Consider the following 12,589-nt stretch of genomic DNA (forward strand, 5'->3'; position numbering starts at 1 on the left):
TCGAGCCGAACGACGCTCAACGCGAGCGCGACGACCGGTTCTTGATCTCTACCTCAACCGCAGGCGCCCCTCCCGCGCAGCGGGTCGTCTAATCGCCCGACCGTCAAGGGGGTAGGTGCAAGGCAGTCGTCCTTTTTGCCGATGCTCGTTCGTATGCCGGGTACAGGGTCGTCTACGCGGTCGATGCAAAGCTGATCGCCGCAGGATGAGTTTCGCAGGTGAGATCTTCCTATGTTCGTTACGCAATCTGCTAAACGAGGCAGTTGCTTCCCGCTTCGCGGAATGATCTCAGCCACGTCCCGGCAGGGACGGCTCGGTGCGTCCTGTAAGAACGCTGTTGGTTGAATGGCCTGACGGAATCGTCGCAGGGAGCGTCTGAAGATCAGGCAGCGGCGTGCGTTCCTCCGTGCGGATCGAATAGCTCGCCCGTCCGGAGCATCGCATGCATGATCACTGCTAGCTTGCGCGCCAGGGCCACGGCCGCTCGCTTGAAGCCGAGTCGTTCTTTGAGCTCCAACGCCCAGGTTCGCAGGGTGCTGGTATCCGTCGACCGGTTCAGGATGACCGCGGCCGCCTCGTATAACAGTCCGCGCAACTGATTGTCGCCACGGCGCGAGATATGTCCGTCATTATCGACCTCGCCGGACTGGTAGCGCCTCGGGGTCAGGCCTACCCATGCGCCCACGGCGCGCGAGTTTCTGAAGTTCGCCGGATCCTCGACGGCTGCGGCAAAGGCGGTGGCTGTTACGGTGCCTACACCGGGCACTGACATGAGCAGACGGCAGTGCTGGTCCTCACGCGCCATCGCGGCCAACTGTTTGCTCAGCTCTGCTGTCTGCTGTCGGATATCACTCCATGCCCGAAGCATTGGCGCAACGATGCGCGCCAGCTTTTCCTCGCCCTGCAGAAGGTTGCGAACGTTGCGCTCGAACACGCTGCCGGCGCCTTTGGCCACGACGAGGCCGAACGTCTTCATCAATCCGCGGATCTGGTTGGATATCTGCAAACGCATCTTGAGAAGCTGGCGCCGCGCGGTGATCAGCGTGCGGATCAACATGCTGTCAAAACCTTTGACCCGAACCTCTCGGTAGAAGCCGACCTCGGCCAGATGTGCCAGGCCATCGGCGTCGTTCGCATCAGTCTTGTTCGCGGCCATGTTCAGCGCGGCCTTGGCATGCCGCGCGTCGATGCAGATCACCGGCAGGCCCTCTGCCGTCAGCGCATGGTAGAACCACACCGACAGCGGCCCCGTCTCGAACACGACCCGCCGGACATACGGTGCGCGCTTGCGGATCAACGCCGCGAGCAGTTGCGGGTCAGACGCGCACTTGCCCCGCCAGATCCTCTTGCCGTCCTGCCGGATCGATATTGCCGTCTCTTTCATGGATACGTCGAGACCGATATACTGCTGCATGGCTGTCCTCCGTTCGATGCCTGGGCCCGGTGTCCATCGTGAGCCCGTTCTTCATCCTATCGGGGGACAGCCAGCCGGCTAGAGTTCCTAACATCGCCGCCACAGCTTTGGTGGCCACCGCTCCCGCGATTACCTCATGTTCGTTCATCGGCCCGAAGATTGACTGTCAGCAACGGGCCGCCAATTCGACCGTTCGCCTACGAACCCTTGCCACGTGAAGCCGACATCCCTGTTGAGGACGTTAGGCGTTCCGGAACTACGGCAAGAGATCCGTCACAGCGCGCCCACTTCCGTCCATTGCCATAGGGAAGCTGGCATGTTCGTGGATGATTTTCCAAGAACCGCCGATGCGCCTTAGCACGATGGTTCGCCGGCTCCAGGAGTCGACCTCTGTGCCATCCGTCTTAATGCCAGTCATGCGCGACAGCCCGAAGGCCACTGCAAGATCGCCGTCGATCATGAGCTGCGGGTCAGCCATGTGAACGGTGACGCCGTTGCGCCAAGTTGCAAACCAAGCATTTATCCCTTCGATGTCGCGTGCCTGTTCGCCTCTATAGGCGAGCGGCGGCGGCAGATCGAAAACCACGACATCCGGGTCCATGGCATCGACGTTGGCGCGGGCGTCCCCCTTGGCAGTTGCGTCTTCCTGGCCCCGGATGACAGACAAGACTTCCTTTTCAGACATATCGTTGCTCCTTCATTTTCTGGAACGACGAGGCCGGGGCGATCAATCCGACATCGACACTATTCGTAACAAATATGGCCGGTCCAAGCTGCTGTTGCATCGTGGTATTAAGAGTGATGAGCCCCTTAGTCCCGAAACGTGACTGCCGCGTGCTCCTACGGCCGCTCTTTGGTGATCTCGTCCCCATATCGGACGGACAGCATTCGGTCCCAAGGTTGCCGTCGGCAGCGCACATTTTCCAGCCAAGTGGAATCACTTGGCGTCGCAGAAATGCGGCTAAGGCAAATAGATGGAGCCCATTTCAATTTGAACATATCCCGCCCTAGTCGGGGCGGCGATAGGCCTGGACTTCGCCTGGCTCGCTCAGGCTCTGCAGGGTGCCAGGTGCGGCGCCTCCGATCCAGCCCAGCACCGAGCGGGCGAGTTCGGCGCCGGCCAGCCGGAAGTTCTCGTTGACGACCAGCAATTCGCTGCGAAACAGGTGCAGAAGCTCCGACGATTGTTTGGACACCACATCGACATCGCGGCCAAGCTTGAGGCCGGCGTCTTCGATGCCGGCGACGATGGCGAGCGTCGCGGCGGCGGCGCTGCTGATGAAACCGTCCGGCCTGACATCGCGGCGCATCAACTGCGCCGTCCGCATTCTGATCTGCTCGATCGAATGATCGATCGAAACGGTGTTGAACGGGATCTCGCTGGCGCCGACCTCGCTCAGCGCATCGGCAAAGCCGGCGAGCGTGTGGCCGTGATAGGTCAGCTCGACCGGCGGCGCCAACAGAGCCATCCGGCGGCGGCCGAGGCCGGCCAGATGGCGCACCGCCTCGGCTGCGAAAGCGTAATTGTCGAAATCATGATAGGGATGGATCAGCCCCATGTCTGTGCGGCCATGCGTGGCAAAGGGGATGCCGCGCTCCAGCATATAGCGGGCTCTCGGATCGTTCGGCTGCGTGCGCGAAATGATGACGCCGTCGGCTGAACCGGTTTCCACGAGGTAACGGATCGGGTCGAGCGGATCCTGGGAGCGCGAATAGGGTGTCACGATCAAGTGATAGGGCGTGTCGGCGATGACTTCCGAAACGCCGTAGATGATGTCGGAGACAAAACTCATGATCTCGTGCTCGGTGTTGAGCACCAGGCTGATGACATTGGTCTTGCCGGTGCGCAGGCGGACGCCGGCACGGTTGGGGCGATAGCCGATCTGCTTGGCGACAAGCTGGACGCGCCGCCGGGTCTCGGCGCCGATCTCGGGGGCGTCCTTCAACGCACGCGACACGGTGGTGACGCCCAGCCCGGTCATGAAGGCGAGCGTCTTCAGCGTCGGCCGGCCCTGGCCCGACGCGTCGTCGGCCTTCTCTTTTTGATGCCTGTTCATTCGTCCCGCCCCGTCAGGCGCATAGCAGTTGCCGGACAGCCCGGCAATCGGCCGGCCGCGGGCACGCCGCGGCCTTCACCGAATGAGACCGCTATATACTGAAACGTTACAGATTGTCACGACCATTGCCACACCACTGGTGACAGATGCAGAACGAGCGGCGCTGCAATCGGCGCAAAACAGCGATTGGAACGGGATTTTCCGATTTTTCGGCGCCGCAGCATTCTATTTTGCAGTGCAACCTCTCTGGTTGCGATGCGGTAGACCAGCGAGCCGCGCGATTTTATTCGCGCTTCGAAAAAACTTGATGCCACCTTCGCCTGAGGGGTTGCGCGCCTCAAGCAATTGCCGTATCGAAAATCTGTAACGTTTCAGATTCTGGGAGGAACGAAATGCGATACCAACTCATGACTGCTGCGCTGGCTGCGACGGTCGCGCTGCAATTCGCCGGCCCGGCGGCCGCGACGGATCTGGAAGTCACCCATTGGTGGACCTCCGGCGGCGAGGCGGCAGCGGTCGCAGAACTCGCCAAGGCTTTCGACGCAACCGGCAATCACTGGGTGGACGGCGCCATCGCCGGTTCCGGCGGCACGGCGCGGCCGATCATGATCAGCCGCATCACCGGCGGCGACCCGATGGGCGCGACCCAGTTCAATCACGGCCGGCAGGCGGAAGAATTGGTGCAGGCCGGGCTGATGCGCGACCTCACCGATCTCGCCACCAAGGAAAAGTGGACGGAAATCGTGCAGCCGAAGAGCCTGCTCGACGGCTGTACCCTCGACGGCAAGATCTATTGCGTGCCGGTCAATATCCACTCCTGGCAATGGCTGTGGCTGTCGAACGCCGCCTTCAAAAAGGCCGGCGTGCCCGTGCCGAAGAACTGGAATGAATACGTCGCTGCGGCGCCCGCGCTGGAAAAGGCAGGCATCCAGCCGCTCGCGGTCGGCGGCCAGCCCTGGCAGGCCTCCGGCGCTTTCGACGTGCTGCTTGCGGCGGTCGGCGGCACCGACGCCTTCCTCAAGGTCTACAAGGACAAGGACGCCGAATTCGCCGCCGGGCCCGAAGTCGCCAAGGTCTTCAAGGCCGCGGACGACGCCCGCAAGATGGCGAAGAACACCAATGTGCAGGACTGGAACCAGGCCACCAATCTGGTCATCACCGGCAAGGCGGGCGGCCAGATCATGGGTGACTGGGCGCAGGGCGAGTTCCAGGTTGCCGGCCAGACCGCCGGCAAGGACTATACTTGCCTTCCGGGCCTCGGTCTCAACGAGGTCATCGCCACCGGCGGCGACGCTTTCTACTTTCCGCTGCTGAAGGATCCCGAAAAATCGAAGGCACAGGAAGTGCTGGCCCACACGCTGCTCGATCCCAAGACGCAGGTCGCCTTCAATCTCAAGAAAGGTTCGCTGCCGGTGCGCGGCGACGTCGACCTCAAGGCGGCGAACGACTGCATGAAGAAGGGGCTCGAAATTCTCGCCAAGGGCAATGTCATGCCCTGGACCGACCAGCTGCTTTCGCAGGATACGCAGAAGCAGAAGGAGGATCTGTTCTCCGAGTTCTTCGCCAAGCAGGACATGACCGTGGAAGATGCGCAGAAGCGCTTCGCCGCCATCGTCGGTTCGGCCGATTGAGCGATCGACCAACCGCCTCACTCCCGCCCCTGCGAACGCAGGGTCGGGAGCTTGGGTCAAGGCCTCTTGACCCTCCGGCCCTTCCCCGATCCAGCGCGGCTGTGCAGATGAGCAAGAGCGAACGCCCGAGCCAACTCTTTCGCAACCTCAATGCGAAAGTCGCTTCGATCCCGATGATTTTCACCGCGCTGGTGATTTTTGTCGGCGGCACCCTCTGGACGGTGTTGTATTCCTTCACAAATTCCAAGCTGCTGCCGCGGCTGCACTTCGTCGGTCTCGACCAGTACTATCGGCTGTGGGCGACGCCGCGCTGGCTGATCTCGATCGAGAACCTGCTGATCTACGGCGTGCTGTCGCTGGTGTTCTCGCTTGTCATCGGCTTCCTGCTTGCTGCCTTGCTCGACCAGAAGATCCGGTTCGAGGACACGTTCCGGACCATTTTCCTCTATCCCTTCGCCCTGTCCTTCATCGTCACCGGTCTGGTCTGGCAGTGGCTGCTCAACCCCGAATTCGGTGTCCAGGCAGTGGTGCGCAGCCTCGGCTGGACGAGCTTCAGCTTCAATCCGCTCTATGATTCCAGCATCGTCATCTACGGCATATTGATCGCCGCTCTCTGGCAAGGCACCGGGCTCATCATGTGCCTGATGCTGGCCGGCCTGCGCGGCATCGACGAGGATATCTGGAAGGCCGCGCGGGTCGACGGGATACCGACCTGGAAGACCTATCTGTTCATCATCATACCGATGATGCGGCCGGTCTTCATCACCACGCTGGTCATCGTCGCCTCCAACATCGTTCGCGTCTACGACCTTGTCGTCGCCCAGACCAGCGGCGGGCCCGGCATCGCCTCCGAAGTCCCGGCCAAATATGTCTATGATTACATGTTCTTCGCCCAGAACCTCGGCCAAGGGTTCGCCGCCTCGACGATGATGCTGCTGTCGGTGATCATCGTCATCGTGCCGTGGGCCTATCTCGAGTTCGGAGGCAAGAAGCGTGTCTGACCATACCGTTTCATTGCCCGCCATTGCCGGCGCCGGCGGGCTCGAAGCCTACGGGCCGAGCGGGCCGAAGCCGCGCCACACATTCTCGCGCCGTAACATCTTCCTCTACGGCACGCTGATCGTGGTGGCGCTCTACTATCTTTTGCCGCTCTACGTGATGGTGGTGACATCGCTCAAAGGCATGCCCGAGATACGCCTCGGCAACATCTTCTCGCCGCCAATGGAGATCACCTTCGAGCCCTGGGTCAAGGCCTGGTCGAGCGCCTGCACCGGGCTCAACTGCGACGGGCTGTCGCGTGGCTTCTGGAATTCGGTGCGCATCACCATCCCGTCGGTGATCCTGTCGATCGCGCTCGCCTCGGTGAACGGTTATGCGCTTGCCAACTGGCGCTTCAAAGGCGCCGACACTTTCTTCATCATCCTGATCGTCGGCGCCTTCATCCCTTATCAGGTGATGATCTATCCGATCGTCATCATCCTGCGCGAAGTCGGCCTCTACGGCAGCCTCAGCGGCCTGGTGATCGTCCATTCCATCTTCGGCATGCCGATCCTCACGCTGTTGTTCCGCAACTACTTTACCTCCATGCCGGAGGAGCTGTTCCGGGCAGCGCGTGTCGACGGCGCCGGCTTCTGGGGCATTTATTTCCGCATCATGCTGCCGATGTCGCTGCCGATCTTCGTCGTCGCCATCATCCTGCAGGTGACCGGCATCTGGAACGACTTCCTGTTCGGCGTCGTCTACACCCGCCCCGACACCTATCCGATGACGGTGCAGCTCAACAACATCGTCAACTCGGTGCAAGGCGTGAAGGAATACAACGTCAACATGGCAGCCACCATCCTGACCGGCCTGGTGCCGCTGATCGTCTATTTCCTGTCCGGAAAATTGTTTGTGCGCGGCATCGCCGCCGGCGCGGTGAAAGGATGATGGCGATGAACGCAAACGGCAGCGTTGCGGCAAACGGCAGCAACGGGGCAAACGGCACCAGCGTCTCGATCCAGAACCTGTCGCTGAATTTCGGCGCGATATCAGTGCTGCAGACGCTCAACCTCGATGTCGCCGAAGGCGAGTTCATCGTGCTGCTCGGCCCGTCCGGCTGCGGCAAGTCGACCTTGCTCAACTGCATTGCCGGGCTGCTCGACGTTTCCGAAGGCCGCATCTTCATCAAGGGCAAGAACGTCACCTGGGAAGAGCCCAAGGATCGCGGCATCGGCATGGTGTTCCAGTCCTACGCGCTTTATCCGCAGATGACGGTGGAGAAGAACCTGTCGTTTGGGCTGCGCGTTGCCGGTCTCGCCAAGGACGAGATCGCCAAGCGCATCGCCCGGGCCGCCGAGATCCTGCAGATCGAACCGCTTTTGCATCGCAAGCCGGCGGCCCTGTCCGGCGGCCAGCGCCAGCGTGTGGCGATCGGGCGCGCACTTGTGCGTGACGTCGATGTCTTTCTGTTCGACGAACCGCTCTCCAACCTCGACGCCAAGCTGCGCGCAGAATTGCGCGTCGAAATCAAGCTGCTGCATCGCAAGCTTGAGAACACCATGATCTACGTCACCCACGACCAGATCGAGGCGATGACGCTGGCCGACCGTATCGCGGTGATGAAGGGCGGGGTCATCCAGCAGCTCGATGCGCCGCAGACCATCTATAACCGGCCGGTCAACCGGTTTGTCGCCGGCTTCCTCGGCTCGCCGGCAATGAACTTCCTCGACGGCAGACTTGACCAAGCGGCAGGCGACTGGCACTTCGTCGCCGAGGATGTGCGGATACCGCTGGCCACCTATGCTTTCGAGAAGGACCCGGTGCCAGGGCCGGCCGTGTTCGGCATCCGCCCCGAGCACGTGGCGTTCAACAGCGGCACGGGATGGCCGTTCGCAGCCACGGCAAATGTCGAGGTCGTCGAGCCCATGGGTTCCGACACGCTGGTCTGGCTGAAGCTCGCCGGCCAGAATTTCACGGTACGGGTGACAGCCGAGCGTACGCCAAACAACGCGGAGGCGGTCGGCATCGGTTTCGACCCGATGCGGGCCTCGCTGTTCGACGCCGCCACAGGTAACCGCCTCTAGAGCCTGATTTTAGCCTCCCAAGACTTTTCCATTTCCCCCCAAGACTAACCATCCCCAAGAAACGGACAGAGACGATGAACTGGTCATTCCAACTTTACAGCGCGCGTAATTTCCAGCCCTGGGAGGGCGTGCTCAAAATGCTGGGCGAGCTTGGTTACAGCCAAGTCGAAGGGTTCGGTGGCGTCTATGACGATCCCAAGGCGTTCCGTGCCGAGCTCGACAAGAACGGCCTTGCCATGCCGACCGGGCATTTCTCGATCGACGCGCTCGAGAAGGATTTCGACGGCGTGCGCAGGACGGCCGATGCGCTCGGCATCACGCTGCTCATCTGCCCCTTCCTGAACGCCGAGTTCAGGCCGGCCGACGCGGCCGGCTGGCGCGGCTTCGGCGAACGCCTGGCCAAGGTCGGCGAGACGGCCAGGAAAGCCGGCTATGGTTTTGCCTGGCACAATCATGATTTCGAATTCAAGGCGCTCGCCGACGGCTCGGTGCCGCAGGACCATATCCTGTCCTCCGCGCCCGACATCGGCTGGGAGATGGATGTCGCCTGGGTGGTGCGGGGCGGCGTCGATCCGCTGCCCTGGATCGAGAAGCACGGCAAGCGCATCGTAGCCGTCCACGTCAAGGACTTGGCCAAGCCGGGCGAGGGCCTCGACGAGGACGGCTGGTCCGACGTCGGCCACGGCACCATCGACTGGCCCGGCCTGATCAAGGCGCTGCGCGCCAAAAGCGCTGCGAAATACTACGTCATGGAACAAGACAATCCCAACGACATCGAGCGCTTCGCCCGCCGCTCCATCGCAGCCGCCAAGACCTATTAGGAGCACATCAGCATGGCAACAAAACTTGGCATCGGCGTGATTGGCTGCGGCAACATCTCGAAGGCGTATTTCTCGCTGGCGCCGCTGTTTCGCGGCATCGAGATGCGCGCCTGCGCCGACATCAACATGGAAGCGGCGAAAGCGCGGGCAAAGGAGTTCAAGCTGCGCGCCGAGACCGTTGAGGGGCTGCTCAAGGCCGACGATATCGACATCATCGTCAACCTGACCATTCCGGCGGTGCATTACGAGGTGTCGAAGCAGATCCTCGACGCCGGCAAGCACGTCTATTCGGAGAAGCCCTTCGTGCTGTCGGTCAAGGAAGGGCTCGACCTGAAGAAACGGGCGGAAAACAAGGGGCTGCGCATCGGCTCTGCCCCCGACACCTTCCTTGGCGGCGCGCACCAGCTTGTCCGCGACCTGATCGACACCGGCAGGCTCGGCAAGGTCACCAGCGGCACCTGTCATGTGATGAGCCATGGCATGGAGCATTGGCACCCCAATCCGGACTTCTTCTTCCAGCCGGGCGCCGGGCCGGTGCTCGATATCGGACCCTATTACATCACCAACCTGATCCAGCTGATCGGGCCGGTGAAGCGGGTCGCTGCCTTCGCTTCGATCCCGATGACGGAACGCATCATCAGCTCGAAGCCGCGCGCCGGCGAAAAGATACCGGTCTCCACGCCAACGACGATCCATGGCGTGCTGGAATTCGAGAACGGCGCCGTTGTGACGCTCAACACCAGCTGGGATGTCTGGAGCCACGGCCACGCTCCGATGGAGCTCTATGGCGAGGCGGGCACGGTGTTCGTGCCGGATCCGAACTTCTTCGGCGGCGAGGTGCGCTACACCGAAGCCGCCAAGCCGGTGAAGAAGCTGCCGAAATGGCCGCATCCGTTCGGCGTGCCCAACGAGATGCATTCGCAAGGCATGATGGCCAACTACCGCACCGCCGGTTTGGCCGACATGGCGATCGCGATCAGAGAAGGCCGGCCGCACCGCTGCTCGATGGAACTGGCGCTGCATGCCGTCGACGTCATGACCGGCCTGTTGCGTTCGGGCGAAACCGGAAAGTTCGTCGCCATGCAGACCAGCTGCGAGCGGCCCGCGGCACTCGGCGTCAAGGCGGCGAAGGAGCTGCTGGCGAAGAAGAAAACCAAGTAGGCGGCGCACCTCCCAAGCACCGCAAAAAGCCTCTCCCCGTTTGCGCGGGGAGAGGCTAAGGGTGGGCCGGCCTCGACTTGCCCGTCATCGCGGCGGCAGCTGTCGGCTCGTTTCGATATGAGGATTTCCCATGCCCTATGTTCCCGCCGAAAACCGCTACGAAAAGATGGTCTACAATCGCTGCGGGCGGTCCGGCCTGAAGCTGCCGGCGATCTCGCTTGGGCTGTGGCACAATTTCGGCGACGACACGCCGCATAGAACCAAGCAGGCGATCACGCGCAGGGCCTTCGATCTGGGCATCACGCATTTCGATCTCGCCAACAATTACGGCCCGCCGCCCGGCTCGGCGGAGCGGGCGTTCGGCGAGATCCTGCGGACGGACTTTGCCGGTTATCGCGACGAGCTGATCATCTCGACCAAGGCCGGCTACGAAATGTGGGCAGGACCTTATGGCGAATGGGGCGGCCGCAAGTATGTGCTGGCCAGCCTCGATCAGAGCCTGAAGCGGATGGGACTCGACTATGTCGACATCTTCTATTCGCACCGCTTCGACCCCGACACGCCGCTGGAAGAGACGATGGGCGCACTCGATCACGCGGTGCGCTCGGGCAAAGCGCTCTATGCCGGCATTTCCTCCTATAATTCGCAGCGCACCCGCGAGGCCGCCGACATTTTGAAGCAGCTCGGCACGCCTTGCGTGATCCATCAGCCGAGCTATTCGATGCTCAACCGCTGGGTCGAGGATGATGGCCTGCTCGATACGCTGGAGGGGCTTGGCGTCGGCTCGATCGTGTTCTCGCCGCTGGCGCAAGGCATGCTGACCGACAAATATCTCGGCGGCATCCCCGATGGCAGCCGCGCCAGCCAGGGCAAGTCGCTGCGCCCGGCATTCATCAACGACAAATCGATCGCCAATATCGAGGCGCTGAACGTCATCGCCCGCCGCCGCGGCCAGACGCTGGCGCAGATGGCGCTGGCCTGGGTGCTGCGCAGGGGCAGGGTCACATCGGCGCTGATCGGCGCCAGCCGGCCGGAACAGGTCGAGGATTGCGTCGGGGCGCTGAAGGCGCTCGACTTCAGCGATGCCGAGCTCGCCGAGATCGACACCTTTGCCCGCGAGTCCGACATCAACCTCTGGGCGGCATCGGCCGAGCGCAAGGGGCCGCCGAGGAAGTAGGCGACGACGGTATCCGGTGGCCGAAGGGCGACGGCTTCCGGGACGCTGAGCATGGAATGGCCGGGCAGCTGGATGGGTATTGCAAGAAGGTCGTTTCGCCCGATTCGGGGTTAGGCGATGAATCAGGAAACCCGGCTTTTTGGCGCTATTGCGGTCCGCCCCGCCATCCTATCCCTCATACCCCAGTTCGAAACGGCCACAGGATTCACGGTTGCGGTCAGGTGGGAGCTCAATCCGACAGTAAAGAAGCAGATTGAAGCTGGGGAAGCTTTTGACCTCGTCATCACCAATCCGGACCTGGTTCAGGATCTGACTGCCTCGGGAAAGGTCAAGGCGGGGAGCCAGGTGGCGTTTGGCCGGATAGCAATGGGGGTGGCAGCCAAGGCAGGCAGTCGACCGCTCGATATCGGGTCCGTGGAAGCATTCGAACAGGCGTTGAAGAGCGCCAGATCGATCGCCTACGCCAGTGAAGGAACCAGCGGTGGCTACTTCTCCGGTTTGCTGGAACGTTTGGGGATAGCGGATGAGGTGAAGCCCAAGCTGGTAGCCATACCAGGAGGACAGACAGCGCAAGCCGTGGGCCGTGGGGAAGCCGAGTTGGGGGTCGTTCCCGTGACTTCGATTTTCGCGGCCGCTCCCGAGGTCGTGCTTGTCGGTCGGTTTCCGGCAGAACTCCAAAGTTACGTCGACTTCGCCATTGGCATCAGTGCCGGTTCAACGAACGCAGAAGCTGCCGAGCGGCTGTCGGAATTTCTGATGTCGGCAGCCGTTGACGACATGCTGGCGGCAAAGGGTGTCGAGCGCCGCTAAGAGCGTGCGATGAATCACGCCAGAGGCACGTTGGGGATTTCTCCTCAAACAGGCTCTAATTTTCGGCTGCCTTGATGTTCCGCGCGGCTTGCTCGAGCGTCGCCCTGTCGTTGCCAAGCCTGTCGATCAGCTCTTGCGCCTGATCACCGGTTATCCCGGTGCGCATCGCCAGTGCCTCGACCGTCAGAACGTCGGAACTGGCGATCGTTCCAGTGGGACCGTGCTCGGCCGCGTCATCATCAGCCTGGCCGGTCGTCGTCTCATCGTAGCCAAGCTCTTGCTTCGCCTGCTGCCAATGACGCTCATGCGCGCCATCCGGGCGGCCCTCGCGCATCCAGATTTCATAGGCTCGCTGCCGAATCTTTTCATGCCGATCGTTGTCCATGACGGTTCCTCCCTTGTGGCGTTTTCACCAACGCGGGGAGCGCCGGAACGATCCTATGTTCAGGCCGA

At 62.0% G+C, this 12,589-nt stretch carries 12 protein-coding genes; 8 read left to right on the top strand and 4 right to left on the bottom strand.

Going from position 1 to position 12,589, the window contains the following annotated elements:
* Positions 1 to 382: 382 nt before the first annotated feature.
* The 3 genes from NKJ17_RS08380 to NKJ17_RS08390 all read right to left on the bottom strand — a co-directional run bounded on the left by NKJ17_RS08380 (position 383) and on the right by NKJ17_RS08390 (position 3,471).
* Entirely contained in the window at positions 383 to 1,414 is a 1,032-nt protein-coding gene (locus tag NKJ17_RS08380) for an IS110 family RNA-guided transposase (RefSeq protein WP_352687933.1), read from the bottom strand.
* Positions 1,415 to 1,670: 256 nt separating this feature from the next.
* Complete coding sequence (locus NKJ17_RS08385) at positions 1,671 to 2,099, bottom strand: YybH family protein (RefSeq protein ID WP_352476371.1); 429 nt, start codon at positions 2,097 to 2,099, stop codon at positions 1,671 to 1,673.
* A 322-nt stretch (positions 2,100 to 2,421) separates the two neighbouring features.
* Positions 2,422 to 3,471 (bottom strand): LacI family transcriptional regulator, encoded by a 1,050-nt coding sequence (locus tag NKJ17_RS08390; protein WP_352506636.1) that lies wholly within the window; start codon positions 3,469 to 3,471, stop codon positions 2,422 to 2,424.
* Positions 3,472 to 3,863: 392 nt separating this feature from the next.
* On the opposite strand from NKJ17_RS08390, the gene NKJ17_RS08395 reads away from it, so the two are divergent.
* From NKJ17_RS08395 to NKJ17_RS08430, 8 genes are all read left to right on the top strand, one after another.
* Positions 3,864 to 5,102, top strand: a complete 1,239-nt coding sequence (locus NKJ17_RS08395; RefSeq protein ID WP_352506635.1) for an ABC transporter substrate-binding protein — start codon at positions 3,864 to 3,866, stop codon at positions 5,100 to 5,102.
* A gap of 107 nt (positions 5,103 to 5,209) precedes the next feature.
* Complete coding sequence (locus NKJ17_RS08400) at positions 5,210 to 6,103, top strand: carbohydrate ABC transporter permease (RefSeq protein ID WP_352476374.1); 894 nt, start codon at positions 5,210 to 5,212, stop codon at positions 6,101 to 6,103.
* Positions 6,096 to 7,031, top strand: coding sequence for a carbohydrate ABC transporter permease (locus NKJ17_RS08405; RefSeq protein ID WP_352476375.1), 936 nt, complete (start codon positions 6,096 to 6,098; stop codon positions 7,029 to 7,031). Before NKJ17_RS08400 ends, NKJ17_RS08405 begins: the two co-directional genes overlap by 8 nt.
* Positions 7,032 to 7,036: 5 nt before the next feature.
* The gene (locus NKJ17_RS08410; RefSeq protein ID WP_352506634.1) at positions 7,037 to 8,167 is read left to right on the top strand and encodes an ABC transporter ATP-binding protein; all 1,131 of its coding nucleotides are present in this window, start codon (positions 7,037 to 7,039) and stop codon (positions 8,165 to 8,167) included.
* 74 nt (positions 8,168 to 8,241) lie between these two features.
* Positions 8,242 to 8,988, top strand: a complete 747-nt coding sequence (locus NKJ17_RS08415; protein ID WP_352506633.1) for a sugar phosphate isomerase/epimerase family protein — start codon at positions 8,242 to 8,244, stop codon at positions 8,986 to 8,988.
* A 12-nt stretch (positions 8,989 to 9,000) separates the two neighbouring features.
* A complete protein-coding gene (locus NKJ17_RS08420) occupies positions 9,001 to 10,149 on the top strand; it encodes a Gfo/Idh/MocA family protein (protein ID WP_352506632.1) in 1,149 nt (382 codons plus the stop codon).
* 130 nt (positions 10,150 to 10,279) lie between these two features.
* The gene (gene mgrA / locus NKJ17_RS08425; protein WP_352506631.1) at positions 10,280 to 11,326 is read left to right on the top strand and encodes an L-glyceraldehyde 3-phosphate reductase; all 1,047 of its coding nucleotides are present in this window, start codon (positions 10,280 to 10,282) and stop codon (positions 11,324 to 11,326) included.
* Positions 11,327 to 11,443: 117 nt separating this feature from the next.
* Positions 11,444 to 12,136: a substrate-binding domain-containing protein gene (locus tag NKJ17_RS08430; RefSeq protein ID WP_352506630.1), complete on the top strand. Its 693-nt coding sequence runs from the start codon at positions 11,444 to 11,446 to the stop codon at positions 12,134 to 12,136.
* A gap of 55 nt (positions 12,137 to 12,191) precedes the next feature.
* On the opposite strand, the gene NKJ17_RS08435 is transcribed toward NKJ17_RS08430, so the two are convergent.
* Positions 12,192 to 12,521: a DUF2934 domain-containing protein gene (locus NKJ17_RS08435; protein WP_352506629.1), complete on the bottom strand. Its 330-nt coding sequence runs from the start codon at positions 12,519 to 12,521 to the stop codon at positions 12,192 to 12,194.
* Positions 12,522 to 12,589 lie beyond the last annotated feature (68 nt).

The sequence above is a fragment of the Mesorhizobium sp. M0208 genome (assembly GCF_040322015.1).
GTDB lineage: Bacteria > Pseudomonadota > Alphaproteobacteria > Rhizobiales > Rhizobiaceae > Mesorhizobium.

Bases quoted from the DNA above. Each gene is read 5' to 3' on its own strand.
- NKJ17_RS08380 (WP_352687933.1), bottom strand. From the start codon at position 1,414: ATGCAGCAGTATATCGGTCTCGACGTATCCATGAAAGAGACGGCAATA.
- NKJ17_RS08385 (WP_352476371.1), bottom strand. From the start codon at position 2,099: ATGTCTGAAAAGGAAGTCTTGTCTGTCATCCGGGGCCAGGAAGACGCA.
- NKJ17_RS08390 (WP_352506636.1), bottom strand. From the start codon at position 3,471: ATGAACAGGCATCAAAAAGAGAAGGCCGACGACGCGTCGGGCCAGGGC.
- NKJ17_RS08395 (WP_352506635.1), top strand. From the start codon at position 3,864: ATGCGATACCAACTCATGACTGCTGCGCTGGCTGCGACGGTCGCGCTG.
- NKJ17_RS08400 (WP_352476374.1), top strand. From the start codon at position 5,210: ATGAGCAAGAGCGAACGCCCGAGCCAACTCTTTCGCAACCTCAATGCG.
- NKJ17_RS08410 (WP_352506634.1), top strand. From the start codon at position 7,037: ATGAACGCAAACGGCAGCGTTGCGGCAAACGGCAGCAACGGGGCAAAC.
- NKJ17_RS08415 (WP_352506633.1), top strand. From the start codon at position 8,242: ATGAACTGGTCATTCCAACTTTACAGCGCGCGTAATTTCCAGCCCTGG.
- NKJ17_RS08420 (WP_352506632.1), top strand. From the start codon at position 9,001: ATGGCAACAAAACTTGGCATCGGCGTGATTGGCTGCGGCAACATCTCG.
- mgrA (WP_352506631.1), top strand. From the start codon at position 10,280: ATGCCCTATGTTCCCGCCGAAAACCGCTACGAAAAGATGGTCTACAAT.
- NKJ17_RS08430 (WP_352506630.1), top strand. From the start codon at position 11,444: ATGAATCAGGAAACCCGGCTTTTTGGCGCTATTGCGGTCCGCCCCGCC.
- NKJ17_RS08435 (WP_352506629.1), bottom strand. From the start codon at position 12,521: ATGGACAACGATCGGCATGAAAAGATTCGGCAGCGAGCCTATGAAATC.